Source organism: Aeoliella mucimassa (genome assembly GCF_007748035.1).
Classification (GTDB): Bacteria; Planctomycetota; Planctomycetia; order Pirellulales; family Lacipirellulaceae; genus Aeoliella; species Aeoliella mucimassa.
This window is the reverse complement of the sequence record NZ_CP036278.1, coordinates 5709337-5727430: the sequence shown is the minus strand read 5'-3', so window position 1 is coordinate 5727430 and position 18094 is coordinate 5709337. Positions and strand designations below refer to the sequence as shown.

General features: G+C 58.8%; 16 protein-coding genes and 1 tRNA gene. 12 read left to right on the top strand and 5 right to left on the bottom strand.

Annotated features, from left to right (window positions below; all coding sequences use genetic code 11):
• Nucleotides 1-128: 128 nt before the first annotated feature.
• The 3 genes from Pan181_RS22525 to Pan181_RS22515 all read right to left on the bottom strand — a co-directional run bounded on the left by Pan181_RS22525 (nt 129) and on the right by Pan181_RS22515 (nt 6622).
• Entirely contained in the window at nt 129-2393 is a 2265-nt protein-coding gene (locus tag Pan181_RS22525; RefSeq protein WP_145250508.1) for a sigma-70 family RNA polymerase sigma factor, read from the bottom strand.
• Between the two features lie 212 nt (nt 2394-2605).
• On the bottom strand, nt 2606-4018 hold the full coding sequence (locus Pan181_RS22520) for a PAS domain-containing protein (protein WP_145250506.1): 1413 nt from the start codon (nt 4016-4018) through the stop codon (nt 2606-2608).
• A 204-nt stretch (nt 4019-4222) separates the two neighbouring features.
• Nucleotides 4223-6622, bottom strand: a complete 2400-nt coding sequence (locus Pan181_RS22515) for a hypothetical protein (protein ID WP_197528610.1) — start codon at nt 6620-6622, stop codon at nt 4223-4225.
• On the opposite strand from Pan181_RS22515, the gene Pan181_RS22510 reads away from it, so the two are divergent.
• The 8 genes from Pan181_RS22510 (at nt 6614) to Pan181_RS22480 (ending at nt 14580) form a co-directional block, all read left to right on the top strand.
• Complete coding sequence (locus tag Pan181_RS22510) at nt 6614-6871, top strand: flavoprotein (protein WP_197528609.1); 258 nt, start codon at nt 6614-6616, stop codon at nt 6869-6871. The two genes, Pan181_RS22515 and Pan181_RS22510, sit on opposite strands and share 9 nt — an antisense overlap.
• 154 nt (nt 6872-7025) lie before the next feature.
• On the top strand, nt 7026-8297 hold the full coding sequence (locus Pan181_RS22505; protein ID WP_145245135.1) for an IS4 family transposase: 1272 nt from the start codon (nt 7026-7028) through the stop codon (nt 8295-8297).
• Between the two features lie 398 nt (nt 8298-8695).
• Nucleotides 8696-9382, top strand: coding sequence for a hypothetical protein (locus Pan181_RS22500; RefSeq protein WP_145250498.1), 687 nt, complete (start codon nt 8696-8698; stop codon nt 9380-9382).
• A gap of 644 nt (nt 9383-10026) precedes the next feature.
• Complete coding sequence (locus tag Pan181_RS26335; protein WP_197528608.1) at nt 10027-10182, top strand: hypothetical protein; 156 nt, start codon at nt 10027-10029, stop codon at nt 10180-10182.
• A 783-nt stretch (nt 10183-10965) separates the two neighbouring features.
• The gene (locus Pan181_RS22495; protein WP_197528607.1) at nt 10966-12228 is read left to right on the top strand and encodes a peroxiredoxin family protein; all 1263 of its coding nucleotides are present in this window, start codon (nt 10966-10968) and stop codon (nt 12226-12228) included.
• Nucleotides 12229-12301: 73 nt separating this feature from the next.
• Nucleotides 12302-13402, top strand: a complete 1101-nt coding sequence (locus Pan181_RS22490; protein ID WP_197528606.1) for a M28 family peptidase — start codon at nt 12302-12304, stop codon at nt 13400-13402.
• A gap of 44 nt (nt 13403-13446) precedes the next feature.
• Complete coding sequence (locus tag Pan181_RS22485; RefSeq protein ID WP_145250488.1) at nt 13447-13848, top strand: hypothetical protein; 402 nt, start codon at nt 13447-13449, stop codon at nt 13846-13848.
• A 54-nt stretch (nt 13849-13902) separates the two neighbouring features.
• A complete protein-coding gene (locus Pan181_RS22480; RefSeq protein WP_145250486.1) occupies nt 13903-14580 on the top strand; it encodes a hypothetical protein in 678 nt (225 codons plus the stop codon).
• Nucleotides 14581-14662: 82 nt separating this feature from the next.
• On the opposite strand, the gene Pan181_RS22475 is transcribed toward Pan181_RS22480, so the two are convergent.
• Nucleotides 14663-14744 (bottom strand) — tRNA-Ser (locus Pan181_RS22475).
• A 303-nt stretch (nt 14745-15047) separates the two neighbouring features.
• Between Pan181_RS22475 and Pan181_RS22470 the strand changes: the two genes are divergently transcribed.
• On the top strand, nt 15048-15335 hold the full coding sequence (locus tag Pan181_RS22470) for a hypothetical protein (RefSeq protein WP_145250483.1): 288 nt from the start codon (nt 15048-15050) through the stop codon (nt 15333-15335).
• Nucleotides 15336-15340: 5 nt separating this feature from the next.
• On the opposite strand, the gene Pan181_RS22465 is transcribed toward Pan181_RS22470, so the two are convergent.
• Complete coding sequence (locus tag Pan181_RS22465; protein WP_145250480.1) at nt 15341-15979, bottom strand: hypothetical protein; 639 nt, start codon at nt 15977-15979, stop codon at nt 15341-15343.
• A 266-nt stretch (nt 15980-16245) separates the two neighbouring features.
• On the opposite strand from Pan181_RS22465, the gene Pan181_RS22460 reads away from it, so the two are divergent.
• From Pan181_RS22460 to Pan181_RS22450, 3 genes are all read left to right on the top strand, one after another.
• Nucleotides 16246-16545 (top strand): Trm112 family protein, encoded by a 300-nt coding sequence (locus Pan181_RS22460; RefSeq protein WP_145250477.1) that lies wholly within the window; start codon nt 16246-16248, stop codon nt 16543-16545.
• Between the two features lie 134 nt (nt 16546-16679).
• Nucleotides 16680-17021 carry a histidine triad nucleotide-binding protein gene (locus Pan181_RS22455; protein ID WP_145250473.1) on the top strand — a complete coding sequence of 114 codons (342 nt, stop codon included), beginning with the start codon at nt 16680-16682 and terminating at the stop codon, nt 17019-17021.
• 132 nt (nt 17022-17153) lie between these two features.
• Nucleotides 17154-18044, top strand: coding sequence for a PSP1 domain-containing protein (locus tag Pan181_RS22450; RefSeq protein ID WP_145250470.1), 891 nt, complete (start codon nt 17154-17156; stop codon nt 18042-18044).
• Nucleotides 18045-18094: the final 50 nt, after the last annotated feature.

Sequence of the window (18094 nt, the reverse complement as noted above, 5' to 3'; positions counted from 1 at the left end):
GGGCATGGGTCAAGGGGCGGGGGCCAGGGGGACCACTCACCCTGACGCCCACCTGCCCTAGGCGGGTAAAATCGCTCCAGCGTACCACGCCCGACCGGCCCCCTTCAACCGTCCCAGTTCGCTTGCGGCTAGTTCTCGGATTCCGAGTCCTGCAACTGCTGCTTCAGCTCCTTCAATTGCTGGCGGAGCGACTCCAACTCGCTCTGCAATGCCTGCACTTCCCTGGCGTCTGCCGGCGGCTGTTGGGCAGTTGCGGGAACGGGCGACGATTCCCAAACGGCAGTCGGCGGATGAGGTTCCGCTGCCGTGTTGCTGGGCTGGCCTTCGACGATTTGAACCCAGGTTTGCAGTTTCTTGAGATAGTTCTTTGGTTGCTGGGGAGCCTTGAACGACTCGAGCACCGCCCCGTTGGGGCCGACCACGCAGACCGAGGGCATGCCGGTAACCTTGAATTCACGCACGATCTCGGGGTGCTGTTCGATATCGATTACCGCCGGAACCGCGTTTCCCTGCAAATACGCGGTAACCTTCGGTGTCTCCCGGAGCATCTTTAGGAACTCCTGGCTCGGAGCGTATTGGGGACTCACAAAGTTCAGCACGGCAACCCGCCCGTTTTCGCGAGCGGTTTTCACTGCCCCTTCGGCGTCTTGAAACCACACCATGGGAGCTGGAGGCAACGATGGCAAGCTTCGCCCGGAAACAACGATGTTCGCCGCTGTCGGGGGAGAGAACGATGAGGGGCCAGGAGCCGCAGGTGCCGTGTAGTTGTGCCCCGTTGGCGGAGCAGGCGGGGCCGTAGGAATCTGACTGGTGGAGGCCGAGTAATTCTGTCCGCCTCTTAGAGCAGGTGGTGAGAAGGGGACGCTACTATCGGTAGCTGCTGGCAGGAACGCTGGAGTTGGAGCGGCCGAAACTTGTTGCGCTTGCTTCTTCAATCGCTCCATTTCCAACACCTTCGCCTGGGCCTGATACACTTCTGCTTTCACCAGGATCGCCTCGCTGAGCAGTTCGTTCGACTTGTCCAGCGTGGCCTGATCGGCCACCCCTTGCTCAATGAGCGTTTGGATTCGATCGTACTGTTTGACGATGGCGTGCGACTTTTGCTTTAAGCCCTCGGCGCGGGTCTCCCAGTACTTGCGTTGCAGGTCGAATTCTTCGGCGGTCGGTACTCCCTCCATCGGATTCTGGGCCCAGGCAAAGCTGCCAGCGGTGGCTGGCGCGCCGGTAGTTATCGATCGGGTATCGATAACCACCGCATGCTGTGAGGGAGTCACTGGGGTCGCTTGATTTCCCGCAGTAGCCGTGATGGTACCGGTTTTCTGATCGCGGGATACTTGAACTTCGATCGTTGCGTCGCTTTCCACCTCGACCGCTTCGTCGGCGGCAACGTCCTCCGTCGCTGACGATGGAGCGGAAAGCGAAATCGATGCGGTTGCGGGCTCTTCACCTTCACCATCGGTGGTCACGACCAGGGCTACGCCTGTTGTGTTGTTCGGGGATAGTGCGGGCGAGTTGGCTGGCTCTGCGGCCAGGGCGACTCCCACACCAACTGCAGCAAGGGCGAGAAAACAGAGAACTGGCTTGGCCAGCGAAGCATAATACATCGCGGAAACTCCGTGTTGAGCTAAGGATTGCACGGTGGAGCCGGCCGTCGAAGGGCCGCCCGCCGTGTTCGAAACAAAGTCGCTAGCCGCCAACGTGGTGCTGGCAGTAAGCGGCGAGGCGGCAACCGCCTCGGCACCTCGGACCGCTGCCGAGGCGAAACCCACGGCCATCGACAGCGCAATTCCACGGCGAGCCAATCGCTGCCGTAACATCCTCCGACCACGGGTCAGCCGGCCTTTCACCGTGGCGGTGGTCACATCCAACTCGTCGGCCGCACCGCTACGCGAGCGACCTTCGAGGTAGCACAGCACCAGCGGTTCGCGATATCGCCGGGGAAGTGCTTGCAGTTCTTCGGTCAGTACCCCGATGGCGTACTGACGATGGAGTTGTTCAAGGGGATCGCACTCGCCGTCGAGGGTGTCGGGCTCGGCAAGCGGCTGCTCGCGGGTGGATCGTTTCTTGCGAAGTAGCGATAGCGAAGTGCGGTGGGCGACCCGATACAGCCATCCGGCCGCGGAGTCGCACGCCCGGATGTCGCTTGCCCGCTTCGCCAGGATCAGAAAGGTCGCCTGAAAAGCGTCTTCGATATCCTCGCGATGCTTGAGCACCTGTCGGCAGCCGCTCCAGACTAGCGCCGCGTGCCGGTTCACCAAGCGAGCAAAGGCCTCCTGGTCACTATGGCGGGTAAACCGTAGCAGCAGCTCTCCGTCGGTCGTCGGCACCCGCGGGGTGGGCGCAACCACCTGCTGGTCGACGTCGGCGGACGTGGGAATCGTGGATGTGGACAACGTTGTGCTTTCTGGCTGACGGTCAGCAGCGGGCCAAAACGCCCGATGGGTGGTCGCTTCTAACTAGTTAGAGTCGATTTAAGCACCAGCGGACTGCGAAAAGAGAAGATTTTTCGCCAGATATTTTTGCCGCGAGAGTGCCAGCAGCCGCGCGGGGGCCCGAAGTGCCCGTCGCTCACTGAACTTAGCGAGAAAGTACCCCAGTTGGGTGACTAGACCGCGGCCAGTTGCAGGCGGTCCTCGTTGACCATGGCGAGCGATTTTTGCAGCGCATCGAGCTCGAACTCGAAAGAGAGCGAGAGCTTATCGAACTCACGCACTCGATCGGTGCAAGCAATGAGCACCGTGAGGAGTTGGTCGCTATCATCGCGACCTTTGTCGACCAGTTTGGCGACTTCGTCGAAAATCACCGAGAACTCGCTATTAGCTCCGCTGTTGGCCGCTTCGGCCTTGCCGTTGATTTGGATGGCCTTCATTTCGATGAATCGATTCACCAGTTCCCGAACTTCGCGACGCGTCCGCGAGATCTCCTCGCCCGACGCCCTCATCCCGACGATCACGTCGCGGCAGCGATTCTCGAACTCGTCGACCATCGCGTCGAGGCTCTCCAGCACAGTCGCGTTATGGCAGGTATCGGTCGAGGTCTGCAGCTCGATGGCAAAGTCGCAGGCGACTTCGGCCTCGAACATCGCGACGGCAATGCCGAATACCAGCTTGCCGCAGGCTTCCTGCAGTGGGCCGAGTCGACTAGCCCGATGGTTGATGGACACTTCCATTTGCTTCGACATATCGCTCAACGCGTCGGCCACTGCGCCAAGTACTGCACCTTGAGAGCCAAGCCGCGATGCTGCAATGCTAGCGTTGATCGAGAGCAGATGCAGTGTCATACCGAGCTTTTGGATGTCGTCGTATTTGGCGGCCAGCTGTTTTTCCAGCCGCCGAAAATCGTCAACCGACTTGAACAACTTACCAATCATCGTGCCAATCAAACGGCACGTGCTTTCGAGCTGTCGAATGCCACGACGTCCACTGCTGTCGATCGATCGCTTGGCGGTGTAACCACTTGCTCTTAGTAACTCCGCTCGCGAAGAGAGTTCGGCGGCCAGCATCTCGCTCATGAACGATTCGTAGCTATCGAACCCCGCGGCTTTCACTTCCGCGAGCAGATGCTTCACCCCGCGTTCGATCGCCAGCTTGCGATTGCCGGTTTCCTCTTCGCATTGCTTCTCGACTTGCAGCGTTCTGTGGTACATCTTCTGTACCACTTCAAAGAGTGGGCTGCTCGGCTTTAGACGCACCGACAGATAGCCCCCTTTGCACGGCATGGCGGTCGCGACCACCCAGTAGTACCGGCCATCCTTCGCCATGTTTTTTACATAGGCGGCAATTGTCCTGTCCGATTGCAGATAGTCCCACAGCAGCTTGAAAGCCGCCCTCGGCATATCGGGATGGCGAATGATGTTGTGCGGCGCGCCGATCAGTTCTGCTTCGTCGTAAGCAGCAATGCGCGTGAATACGTCGTTGCCGTACCGGATCACCCCTTTGGGATCGGTAAGCGAGAAGAACAATTCATGCGGTTCAAAGAAGCGTTCTTCGTTCACAGGCGTGACTCGTGCTTTTTCCATAACGCTTGGTGGGCGGCTCTGTGGACGTCATTCGGGTTGCGAAAAGCTAGGTTACGGCAAACACGAGGCAAGCCATCCCCCGGCAGTTTGCCACTAACCGCGAGCGTGGAGTTGCCGCATTAACAAACACCCATGTGGTGACTGTTGATTGATCCGCCCGCCACGAAGCGATGCTTGGGCTTCCGTTGAAACCACATAAGGCGACTAGGGTTTGTCTTCGTCGTTGGAACTAGAGTCTTCGGAATCCTGCGAAGCGTCGAGCGTCGGCAGCGTTAGTAGCTGCAATTCGTCGCCTGCGTAGTAGTATCCATCCCACGTGAAGTGGGTTACTCGCATGCTTACCTGCTTGACTCCCCTGCTATCGAATTCTACTGCGTAACCGCCGAGGTCCTCTTCGGGGCTATCCGGCGCGAAATGAGTCCAGTTTTCATAGGGAGTGAAGTTCGACAGGCCGGCGCTCCAGATCACTGGCTCGCCAGCCATCGCAACAAAGTCTCCCCATACCGCTTGGTTGGAACTGCTTACCACTACAGGAGCAGCAAACCCATTCGGTTCGTAGCCAAAAGATTGGCCACCGATAACCTCAAGCGGAACACCTGCCGGCAGGTAGTTGGGGTTCAGGTCTCGTAGACTTTCGGGGTAGCTGCCATGGTCGAGTCGGTAAGCGACCAATGCCATGCGGCACTGCTCCAAACGAAGATAAGTCTTGGCCGCAAAGTCTTGTAACAGCACGCTTGTCAAACTATCGCTGCCATACCAGTAACCCGTTGCCAAGTAACTGCTGCTTGCTAGTCGGTGACTCTCGACGAGCCTAGTTTGGTTCAAAGCAAGTGTCATAGCCAACTCTCCATGGGGAGGTGGGCTCGCTCGGAAAGCTGGTTGCACATAGAAGCTGGTTGCCTCACCAGTCAACCGCTCGGCGAGTCGCACCCGGCGCAGGGCGAGTTCGGCAAGCACCTTCAGGGCCTGCTCTCCGCGGGCGTGTTCCCCAGGCAAGCGGTCGAGAGAGGCCGCGGTTTCAAAGGCCACCGTTTTCGGACTGTACTGCATTGGATCACGCAGCTCGTAGGACTGAGCCGCTTCGATGTATGCAGCCAGCACGCGATCTTCGGCCTTGGGCAACTGTTGTTCGATCTCGGCCAGCATGGCGGCCGCAACTTTTAATCGCGACGCGCTCTGCCCCGGCGCGGCGATCCACTGCTCGAGCAACTTGCTGTTTCGCCGATCGGTCTCCAGATTCACCCGGAAACGAATGCTCGCCATCGCCCGATCGCGAGCTGCATCCAAATCGCCATTGTCGAGTAGCCGCTCAAAGTCGGCTTCGATCACGCGAACAATCGTCTTCAGGTCGGCGTCCACCGGCCGTGAACTTTCCAATGGCTCGCGGGAGAGCTCCACTAGTTTCTCGATGCCCGCTTGCGATTCCTGAAGCCAAACATGGTTCTCAATGTCAGGCTTTTCCTCCGTCGAGCGCCCCGCGTTGAGTAGTTCGCTTAACGCACTTCGCAACTCGGTTGCGGTTTTGTCGGAGTTCGCCAAGCTCTGCCGATAGTAGGCCGCTGCAGGCATCAGTTGAGGTGCATCGCCCATGGGGCCCTGCTTCCTGTCGGCAGGCCAGACCGCAAGGTCGACCTGGCAGGCACTCTTCATGGCCGAGTCGACTTGTTGGTAGCGAATGGAGGGGATCGAGCAGAGCACTAGCGCGATCGAACCAATCGCCAGCGTAGCAACAAGCCCCCAATGCACTGGGCGGTTTCTATCGACCAGTCGCTCCGGCAGTCGCGCGAAGCTGGCCGCCAGCAAGCCAAGGATAATCGGCAAGTAGATCCAGAACAGCGGCAATCGCCAGCAGACAACCATGCTGGCTAATCCGATCACTAGAATGCTGGCGAACATCGAGCTTCCGGCCGCGAGGATCTCGCTCTTCAGCAGGATCGAAATCAATTGCCCCGCCGCAAACGCGGTGAAGCTGGCGAGCAATACATTCAACATTCCCCACCACAGGAAATCGACGAACCGTTCCGTGGCACCGAGCTCAGTTGCTTCTTCCCCGTAGTACCCCATCGCTTGCGATGCTCCAGACGAGTCGATCGCCTGCGACAGGCTGCCGACCACCTGGCTACCCAGGTTGAAATAGAACACGCCGAGAGTCATCACTAGCACCAGGACCAGATACCCAGTCCAGATCGAAAGACGAGTGAACCACACTAGTCGGGGCCGGCCGGCGTGCTCGGCCAGGAAGCGATACTGGTTGTGACGCTGTTCGGTGCGAAACACCATCGCCCCGCAAAGCCCTGGCAAAAACAGGATGGCAATCGGCAAGATGGCGCCAAAGTGCACGCCGAACTCGCGACGATACAGCTCGAACATGCAGGTCAAAAAGATGCAGATAAGTAGCACGCCGACCATTATCTTCCACGACTCATAAAGCGTATGGCAAACTAGTCGCCCGAACATCGCCGGGCGGCTGGGGGGATCCAATGGCAATAGTTGTCGGGGTACCTCGAAGCGAAACGCGCGGATGGCCCGCGATTCGTTGAAGTCCTGCATGCTGACGCCCGCTCGCCCGCGGGTGCGGCCGGCATGGCGGGCAATTTGATTCAACGCGCGGCTGAAGTACACCTGAAGGAGCGCCGCCGGCTGGTGCTGATGCCCCGCGAAACGCCCCTGTCGCTGCCAGCGATCGACAACATGCGCCGCGCGACCGAGGCCGGTGCCATCGTGCTGCCCGCCTCGCCCGGCTTCTATCAAGGCGTCGAGACGGTCAAGGATCTGGTCGACTTCATCGTCGCCCGCATTCTCGACCAACTGGAGGTCGACAACGGACTCACCAAACGCTGGGGCAGCGAATGAATGGAATGCAGAGTTCGGATTGCTGATGGCGGAATGAATCGCCAAGCGATCGGAACACCCCCGGGTGCCACTGGCTCCGCCCATTACTGTCCGGAATTAATCTTAACCGATTCTGAACTTGCGCGGTGGGGAGTGGTGTGGTACGACATAGTCCATGCCTTCCCAGCGAGTTGCTAAAGACGAGCTACCAGTGTGGCCCGAGCAGGTCATTGGGGGGAAGTATGTCCGGCTTTTGGAGAAGTTTCTCAAACAACTCCGCTCGGAAGACGCCCACGGTAATCGCAAGTTATTTCTCGATGACGTGTTCGTAGCCTACCTGCTGGCGTTCTTCAATCCCACCATCCGCAGTTTGCGAACCATCGAAGATTTCAGCCAAACGGTACAGGCTCAGAAACACCTTTCGATTCGCAAGATCACTAGAAGTACGCTCTCAGACTTCAATCAACTGGCCGACCCCGAGCGATTGCAGCCGATTCTCGATGCCCTCCGCCGGCAACTTGCCCGCAAGTCAAAACGGCAATCGATAGGTGACGACGATCTCGACGAACTGCTCCAGCAGACCGTGGCCGTCGATGGCACGTTTCTCCCGGCCGTGGCCGAAGTCGCCTGGGCCATGTGCAATACGAACAATCATGGGGCGAAGAAGCATCGAGCGCGGGTGGATGTCCATTTGCCGGTGAGCACGTGGCTTCCCGAGGCAATCGTCATTCCATCCCCTGGCCAGAGCGAGGCCGATTCAGCCATCGAACGGTTGCAGCCCGGTCGTATCTATCTGTACGACCGCGGCTTCATGAGTTTCGCGCTCTTGGCAGCGCACTACGACGACACACACGCGTTGCAATCGCACTTCGTGGCTCGTTATCGCCCAGCGGGGGGCAATTCGCCCACGCTGCGGGAAGTGAAAAGTCGCGAACTCACCGAAAAAGACAAAGCGGCCGGCGTGCTCAGCGATGGAGTGGGACATTTCAAGTCTTCGAATCCGAGCCGACATCGAGTTCCCCGAGTGCAGCTTCGCGAAGTCATCGTCGCTTGCGAAGAAAAGGGAAAACCGTCGCAACTGCGGTTGATCACCAACCTGCTCGATGTACCGGCGCACGTGATTGCCATGCTGTATCGCTATCGTTGGCAAGTAGAACTGTTCTTTCGGTGGCTGAAGAGCTCTGCGAACTTCGGACACTTGATCAGCCACGCAAGCGAAGGGGTGCAAACGCACTTCTACGTGGCGGTCATTGCCGTGTTGCTGATGTACCTGCACACCGGTTATCGACCGAGCAAGTACCTGTTCGCCCTAATGGGACAGGTCGGCCGCGGGGCGGCAACCCTGGAAGAGATCCTGCCGATCCTCCGCGAGCGAGAACGTCAGAACGAACTGGCCCGGCAGTCGGCCGCGCGGCGGAGCGAGAAAAAGAAACAGCAATCGACTTAGAGACGCTGCCACTCGGCCGCGATTCTCACGCTGCCGCCTGCGCAATGTGAAAGGAAAAAGGCGGCGAGTCTTGATCGCGTAAGCCAATCCATGCAATCATAAGACGCCGCGCAACACTCCCGGAATGCAAAGAACCGAACTCCGGACAGTAATGGGCTCCGCCAGTGTTTGCTGCGGGATGGTTTGCCGGGTGACCTGTTAGAGTGTGTGAGGACTGTACTGCTCCGAGGAACACGCTGCCAATGGTAGTGATCCAACGGAGTTATCCTCACGGGCGAAGCCCGTGGCACGCGGAGAGTTGGCTACAAAGTAGTGCTAATCTCTGCAACTCTGTGATACGATGGATCTACCAGTGTTTCACCGATGTCGCTTTAACGGGTAGACAAGGGGACGAGGCCATGAATCCCATAAGACGTTCGACCGCTGCTTTGTTGTTGGCCCTGCTTTACGCTTGCGGCACTTCCGCTATCTCCAGCGGCGAAGAGCCGCAGCAGGAGCCTGATCCACAGCAAAACTCGTTTGCTCTGTGGTTAGGTCGACAAACCAACGTTTCCCGCCCGTTTTTATCTTGGGGACCGTCGGATCCAAGAGACTTTGTTGCTTCTGATTATGATCTTATCGATGATCGTTGGAAGGAAAATGGTGGCCAAATCGATCTGCAAGTGATTCGTGGTTCGAAGGTTAAGTTACCCGAGACACCGAATGGGTATACGACACTAGTCAATGGCGAAGTGAGCACCTTGTTCTTCATGACGAAGGTTCCGCTCCCGCGATACGAAGAGGGAGAGCTACCACTTGAACGCCGTATTCCACCTCAACCGACTGGCGTGAAGCTCCCCATCCGTAAAGATAGTCTCTATATCGTAGGGATAACTCGCCTTGGGGAGAGTACTTTGCAAGGCGGCTACAGTCTTAATGTCCGTATCAAGGAAGGTCCGCTGGCTGGGGCTATTGTTTATCTAAGGGATTATGAACACCCCGAATCTGTCGGAGATCCATTCGTAGCAATCTACAAAATACCGGATGATCTCGAGGTTCCCGAAGGACCCCTCTCTTTTAAAGTGGTGCACATTTCTAGCAAGTAGCTGACCGAGTATCCGGTGCACCGGGATTACGTTTCCACGACGTCCACTTTTCCGGTGCCACTGCTGGCTTGTCGCGGACGGCCTTTCCAGATCGCATGGCAGTAGCAACGGCTTGATGATGATCCGCCACGTTACCCAATGACCAGCAGTGCGTTGGATGCTTGGTGTGTGGCGTCGCGACACTCGAAGAACTGAGCAGCTACGACCCCCAAACCACTGATCGGCGGTAGTGCGTCGTCTAGGACGTGGGTAGCGGTTTTGTTCTAGCCACGGATGAACACCGATCATCACGGATGGGATAGCCTCTTGGGCTTCGCCCACCGACAACTGGGCGTGTTGCGTTTTGCGGAGTGGCAATGCGTGGTGCGCCCAGCTGTCGGTGCTACCCTGTTGCTCCGCGGGCTCGGTACCTCCCTGCCATTCTGGCTCGATTGTCGTGCCGTTCTCCGCTTCCCACCTCCCCGGCCCTGAGAGGCCGACCCTCCGCAAACGGAGGGTAAAGTCGAGGGCTAAACGATTTTTCTTAATGCTCCAGTTTTCGCTGGAAAATGGCCACCTATGGTGTTCCAATGAACAGGTAGTCGTTGGCTGTCGGCTATCGGCTGTTGGCTTTTTAGTGATTGGAGGTGAATAAAATGTGATGCTTGTCTAAATATCGGATTACTGGCGACGCGCAGGCGAAGGTTTGCCGGCGTGGGCGTTCGCTGCTGCGCGTGTGGGTGATGGGGCTGCGTCGCTGTCGCTCCTGGACCGCATCCTACGGCTTACGCGTTGGTAGTGCGTTCGAAGTGGCTAGCTGAGATCTTTCAGTCGCTGGAAGCTCCTTCAAGATGACATCCCCAAGTCAGAAATCACCATTCAGAAATCATAAATCCCAAACTCCCCTGGCCCCCGAATCCTGTTTCCTGACTCCTTCCAGAATAGTTACCCACCCATGGGAATCTATTTTGGGCAACTATCCCGGAGGTGTTGATGCAACTTGTTAGTGGTAAACGACTTGCGATAGATTCCCACGGCTCGAATAGATTCCCACTCGATGCGTTTTGGGGAATGGGAATCTATTCGAGCGCGAAAACCACGGGGTTTGTAGAGTGCGTGGAGATTCAATTTTCCCATCGGTGGGTAAATTGGGAATCTATTCGCAAGCGGTGGGAATCTATTTGCTCACCGATGGGAAACTATCGCTCTGAGTGGAAACCCGCTTGTGGGAAACTGGCTCCCTGAGGGGAGTTGGCGAAACTAGACAACTTGACGAGCAGCAACATCGGTAAACCAAATGGGGGAACCCGTCGACTACTTGTTCGAATTCCTGCGCAATTCTGAACCGTTTTTCATCTTGCGATTTAGTTATGAATTGACCGATGAGTCGTCCAGCGTTAAATTCACCGAATGGCAGCAAGCGAGGTGGTAGCTGCCACCCGAGACGCACGGCTGTGTCTCTCCCACCCCTCAGGTCGGCCACGCACCAATGGAGTCGCTGGCGACCCCCTACCTGGATTGCACCATTCGCAGCTTGGAATCGCCGCATTTTTCGTCGGCGATCCCTTGGTGGCTTGATGTTACTGTCTCGACGGGCGCGTTCCATGACCATGCAAAACTCGCAATGGCGTATTTTTGCGTTACTGCTCGCAGTACCACTCGGCAGCTGTCTGTCAGCAGCGATAGCCAGTGCGGTCGAACCGAAGTCGGCCGAGCAGGCCGATGAGCCGACCCCGGCCAAAGCAACCACGAACTCCTCGCGGGACCCGTACGAAGTTCCCGAGGGATCGGTCGACGACCTACTAGGCTACATCCAGACCGGCCCGGTTCACATGCGGCCTCGGTCGGTGCTCGACCTTCGCCGGATGAACCAATCGCTCGACATGGCCGCCCAGCGGATCTTCGCCTCGCAAGAAGCGAGCGACCAGCAGCGGTTGCTAGCGGCCAGCTTGCGGGTGAAGTTCTTGCACCGCTTGCGACTGCTAGGCGTGAAGGAATCGGGGCACAAGCTCGATGCGTTCCTGTCGAACGTGGCGAACGATCCCGCCCCGCGGTTGCAGGCGTTTGCCCGTTACACGCAACTCGATCGCCAGCTCGACGCCTGGCAGCACCTTTGCGACCAAGACCGCCAGGCGATTATCGCCGAGGTTCGCAGCGGCATCGAAGCTCCCCAGGCCGACGAGCACGACCTGGCCCTGCTGCTGAAGCTAGCCGACACGGTTGCCGAGTCGCCAGATGCGACGAAGGTGGCCGAAGTCATCGAGCAACTGCTTCCCCAGCTTGCCAATTCGCCGAACGCGAGCATCACCGCCCACCTACCTTGGCTCGAAGGGGTGGCTCGTCGGCTCAAGCTCCCAGGCAACGCGCTGGAGGTCGAGGGAGAGTTACTCTCTGGCGACCAACTCGACTGGCAGGATTACCGCGGCAAAGTGGTGCTCGTGGGCTTTTGGGCCACCTGGTCTCGCCCCTCGACCGGCGAAGTCAGCAACATCAAAACTGCCTACAACGCTTACCATGATCGCGGCTTCGAGGTGATCGGAGTCAGCCTCGACACGAACCAGGAAGCGGTTCGCACGTTTGTGGCCGATCGCAAAATTCCCTGGCCGGTGATTTACAATCAAAGCGAGACGGTGAGCAGCGACGACTCGAGCCATTGGAATCACCCGCTGGCCAGCAAATATGCGATTAACACCATCCCCCGGGCCATCTTGGTCGATCAGGAGGGCAACGTGATCCATATGAATCTGCGGGGCAAGAATCTGCATCAAACCCTGGCCCAAATCCTGGGGCCCACCCCACGGTTGGCGAATCGCCCCGAAGGGGAACCAACGCCGGCCGGCGGTAAAGCGGTGGCGACCGATCCCTAGACGCGGTGGTTTGCCTTGTTTCGCTCGGTAAGCCGGGTCGCTTTGCCAGGGGTTGGGCGCTACAATGCTAGGGATGAACGCAACCCTCACTAGTAACCGCCCGACAACGCTGCTGCTCGCCTGTGCGTGCCTGATGGTCACTGCACTCGCCGGCTGCAACGATAGCAAAACAGCTGGCAAGACGCCGGCCGAAATGAAGCCGGTGGTCAAACGAACGCCCACCCCAGCGACGCCAACCGTCGCGACGACCAAGGCAACCAATCCCATGGATGCCGAGCGGGCGATGAGCTACCTGACTCAGATGTGCGCGTTTGGACCACGCTACAGCGGCAGCGCCGGCATGCTCCGCCAGCGGGCGATGATCGCCAAGCTCTTCGAATCGCTCGGCGCCACCGTGCGAGAGCAGGAGTTCAAAATGCCGCACCCGATTACCAGGCAGCAGATCGACTGCGTGAACCTGATAGTCGAATGGCAACCGGAAGCAAAAGAACGCGTGCTGCTCTGTGCTCACTACGATACCCGACCGCTGCCCGATCGCGACCCGAATCCACGCCGACGACGGGAAGGGGTGTTTGTCGGTGCGAACGACGGAGCGAGCGGAGTTGCCGTGCTGATGGAATTGGGGAACCATCTGGCAGATACCAAGCTCGAAGTCGGTGTCGACATGGTGATGTTCGATGCCGAAGAGATGCTGTTTGAAGACGACTATGGTCGCCGGCGAGGGGAGTACTTCTGGGGCAGCAGCTACTTTGCGAACCAGTACAAACAAAAGCCACCTGCTTACAAGTATCGCTGGGGAGTGCTGCTCGACATGGTCGGCGACGCCGAGCTGGAACTGCTGCAAGAGAAGTACAGCCTGCAGTATTGCCGCCCGCTGGTGATGGAGATCTGGCAGACCGCCGCTCGGTTGGGAGTCGACGAGTTCGTCCCCCGCACGAAGCGACGCCGCACCGATGGCTTTATCCGCGACGATCACATTCCATTGAACCAAATCGCTAAGATCCCGAGCTGCGATATCATCGACGCCGACTACCCCGATGTCCCCTTCGGTGCGCCCGGAGCTTACTGGCACACCGAGCAGGATATCCCGCAGAACTGCTCCGGCGAGTCTCTTGCCAAGGTCAGTTGGGTGCTGCTGGAATGGCTCAAGTCGCAACCGGCCGAGAGCAAGTAACTTCGCTTCCCTCCACGTAAGATTTCGCAAAGCCGATTGATCCTATGTTGCTGCCTGTGTTCGCACTTCTGTTGCTGGTAATCTCGGGTTTGATGCTCGACCAGCATCGCCGAACCTGGCTCGAGGCAAAGCACAGCGACTCGATCGATAACAGAGACCAACGCGCCGCCCGCGCCCAGTACCTGCGGCGGATGCGAGCCAGCGGGGCGATCGGGGTGATTGCCCTGCTGCTGATCGTGAAGCCCATCGTGCCACGCGAGCCGTTGCTTTTTACACTGTATGTGCTGGTACTGGTCGTGCTGTGCGGCTGGATCTTCATGCTGGCGTTGGTAGATAGCTTTGCCACCCAACTGCGGCTCCGTCGCTCGCGGCGCGAAACGGCCTCGTTGGAAGCCAAGCTCGAAGCCGAGCTACAGGAATTCCGCAAGCAGCACGAGAAAGACTAGTCAACGAATTTATGTTTTGTCACTGCCCGCTGATCACTACGTATCGCTAGAACCTTGAGCAATTTTGACCCCATTCGCTTCGCGATCGCCTTCGTTCCATTGGCCGCTTACTTGCTGGTGATGGGCCTGACGAATTGCCGCCGGAAACCCATCGTCACGAGTGGTGCCAGCGAGATCTTCGCCCTCGGCCTCGGCCTGACCGGTTTGGTGTTCGTGGGACCGATCGAGCTGTTCCGCCCTGAGCTGGCGACCGCTCAGTTCTTGAATTACATCTGGTTCGTGCTGCTTGCTTTGTACCTGCTGTGGGTAACACTGGCTGCGATGATCTCGAGACCTCGCCTAGTGGTCTACAACATCACGCCCGACGAACTGCGACCGCTGCTCTCCGAAGCGGCTAGCGTGGTCGATGCTTCGTTCCGCTGGGCGGGCGACTGCTTGTGCTTGCCCCGCATCGGCGTGCAACTGCACATCGACGGCTTCGCCCTGTTCCGCAACACGTCGCTCGTATCGAGCGGCCCGCATCAGAGCATCGAAGGCTGGCATCGCCTGGCCAAGCAGCTGAGGGCCAATTTGCGGGGGGTGTCGTCCGCCCCGCATCCCCCAGCAGCCCTGCTGCTGAGTGCAGCCATCGTACTGCTCATCGCGTGCGAAATGCGCATCTACTTTGGCACCGAAGAACAGTTGGCCGAAGCCTTGAACGAACTCTTCTCGTTCGGCTGGCAGCGAGGGTAGTCCGCAGAGTACTACTGGGAGCCGGATGGGCGATGCACAAAAGAAGATCCCGGCGAGCCGTAGCTCGCCGGGATCTTTAGAGCGGAGGGCAAGGGACTCGAACCCTCAACCCCTTGCGGGGCAACTGATTTCGAATCAGTCTGCTAGCCATTCGCATACCCTCCTCAAGCACCTTGGCACCCCCTTTCGGGGAGCCATTGCTCGAACGTGCAAGTTTACCGGGCTTTTCGGCCTCAGGCAAGCGAGGGAGGCGGCTTCCCCAGGCACGAATAATTGCTATGTTCCGCAGTACCCGCACGAACCGGGGCCGGATTTAACGGCCGCACCCCCCGCGCTGGATGTAGCGGATGATAGCATGACTCCCGTCACGACAGGCAGGTTCGGCCTGGCTCAGCTTGTAGGGCGGTCGCGGACGAAGTAAGGGGTATCCTCCCCCCTCCCGTCCCCGTTTCCGAGCCAATCCCCCTATGGAACCGACCATCCGCATCGTTACTCGCGGCAGCAACGGCGAGATTCGCACGAAGGATTACACGCATACCGACTCGGTGCTCAAAATGCACGCGCAGATCGGAATCGACGACTGCAGCACCGACCTGTCACTGCGAGGCATGCCGGTATTTCGCGGTTTGATCGGCCCTATGCCCGAGAGCAAGGGCATCGTGCGTTACGAATCGCCTGAAGTGTTCGAAACCCTCACGAAGGAATGGAGTGCTTCGGCAACGCCGAAACGTCGCCGTCGCCGCACCGTAAGCTGAACCGCCTAACGATAGCGGCTGCCGCCCACGGTATTCCAACCAGCGGCAGTACGTGGCGGATCGCTCTGCATTTGCTGCACTCCCCCGATCGGGAGCGAACGAACCGGCTGGCTGGCAATGGCCGTAGCCGGCTGCGTGCTCGGCGATAGCGAAGGCACTGTGCTCTGAGGAGCCGACACTGGAACCTTGACGATGGTTTCGGTCGGCACCGATTTGTACGTGGTGATCGGCGTTTGCACGGTCCGCGTCCCCGCGACCCACTGCGTGTTGGTAATCGGCACTTGGGTAGTAACCGGCTTCGATTCCCAACGGGTGAAGGGCTCGAGCTCGTGTGTCCAGTACGGCTCGACAAACGGATTCAGCATGCCCCGCCGGCGAGAGACCCAGCGGTACTCCGTGACCGGCGTGAGGTACGTCTGCTGATAGGTTTGGTACGTGGTGGTGGTCTGCGGAGTGAGCACCTGCTCCTGACGGGTCTGGTACTCGGTGGACGGCACAAGCTGTTGGGTGACCGTGCGTGTTTCGCGGTACGACTGTCCGTCGGCACCGGTAACAATTTTCGTGGTGGATTGCGCGCCAGCCATCGAGGCGAGCGACAACAGCACGAGCGAAGCAAGCGAAGTAGCGATGGTGCGGTGACACATGGCCCGATTTCCCTCCTTGGATAATCGAGTATTGGGGGACGTACCTCTGGCACCTTCGACGCATGGCTCGCAACAGACAGCCGGCCGAAGGTGCACTTAGGCGAATATCGGCCGATTCGGTTACCCAGCATCACCTGCCAGCACGCTAGCAAGCGGCCGGATCATGCGTCAAAATGATCCAACGCAAAGCGACAACATGGTTTAGCGCTGGTTGCCGTTTTTGCGTTTTTTCTCTCCCCCGCCGCCAGCCCCACCAGTTAGCTAGCATGGATCACCCCGTCGCCATCGCGCACCTTCGCTGCCCTGCCTCCGCTGGAGTGCTTGAGTGGATGCCAGAGCCCGAATTGGCAGCGCTGCGTCAGGCCATTGCCGAGTCGCGACTCGTCAACCGAGCTGGCGACCTGGTGACCCGCGAGCCCGCTGCAGCCCTGGTTTGCCGCACCGCATCGCTCGCCTACCTGGTGCTCGATGGTATTCCGGTGCTGGTGCCCGACGAGGCGATCGCGCTTACCCAGCTTGGATCTCCATCGACCGAGGAACATGACGCGGCCGAAACTGCCGATTGACGCTCGTTTCCAAGCATGTTCTGCTGGAGTGACGCCCAACGCCGAGTGAGCCGTCGCCCCCTGCCCTACCGCACCAGACGACGCCATCCTCCCAGGGCAGCCCGAACCTTTTCCCCTGCAGGAGTCCAGGATTCATGGCCGAAACTATCTTCACTAAGATCATCAACAAGGAAATCCCGGCCAAGATTGTCCACGAAGACGACCAGTGCCTGGCTTTCCACGACGTCGCCCCCCAGGCGCCGACCCATGTGCTGGTGATTCCCAAGAAGCCCATCGAGTCGATCGATCAACTAGAAGAGGCCGACCAGGCGCTCATGGGCCATCTGTGGATGATCATCCGCAAGCTGGCCGCTGAACTCGAGCTTGGCGACGGGTACCGGGTGGTAGTGAATTGTGGTCGCGATGGCGGGCAATCGGTCGATCACCTGCATTTCCACCTGCTTGGCGGACGGAGTCTGAGCTGGCCGCCTGGTTAGTGGTCGCTGGGACCGCTTCGCGAACTGCCGAGCCGTTTCGACCGCCGAGCTAGCCCCAATCGCCGGATCGCGGTATGCTAATAAGCTGATTTCAACGTTGTTTCCGACTCCTATTTTTCCTGCGAAAGTCGTATGCCGAAGTACATTGTCCGCTACGGTTCGATGCGCAACCTGGGCGTCTTCTCTGCCAAGGGGACGAGCGACTATCGCCGGGGCACGCAGGTAATTGCCCGCACCGGGCGCGGCATGGAGTCGGGCGAGGTTCTGAGCGAAGCGACCGAGCAGGCGCTGGCTCAGCTCAAGGATCCCTTTCGTGGATCGATCATTCGCGAACAGACCGAAGACGATCGTCGCGAGATCTTTCGCATGCTCGGTCAACAGCGGCAAGAGTTCGAAGCCTGCGGCAAACGCATTGCCGAACTCGGACTGAACATGCAGCTTGTCGACGTCGAGCACCTGTACGGCGGCGAGCGGGTCATCGTCTACTACCTGGCCGAAGAGCGGGTCGATTTCCGCGAGCTGGTCAAAGTGCTGGCCACCGAGTTTCAGACTCGCATCGAAATGCGCCAAATTGGCGTGCGAGACGAAGCCAAGCTGCTGGCCGACTACGGCGACTGCGGCAAGCCGGTGTGTTGCAACACCCATCTATCGGAAATGCCACCCGTTAGCATGAAAATGGCTAAGCTGCAGAAGGCCACCCTCGATCCGACCAAGATTTCGGGTCGCTGCGGGCGTTTGAAATGCTGCCTGCGATACGAGTACGATACCTACCAAGACCTCCGCCGCGAGTTGCCGCCGATCGGCTCGAGCGTGATTACCGACAAAGGCCGGTCGAAAGTGCTGTCGCAAGAGATTCTTGCCGGCCAATTGTTAGTGGAGACCGAAGACATGCGGCGAGTGATGATCGACGCTTCGGAGGTTTTGACCGTGATCCCCAAACCCAAGGGGGGCGGAAAACCTAAACCGAAGCAGTCGAAACCTTCGCCGCCGCCGCCTGCTGCCGATAGTTCCGAAGAAGAGTGAGTTGGGCTTTCCCCGCAGAATTCCATGCTTCGGCATTGGCCTCAACGGAA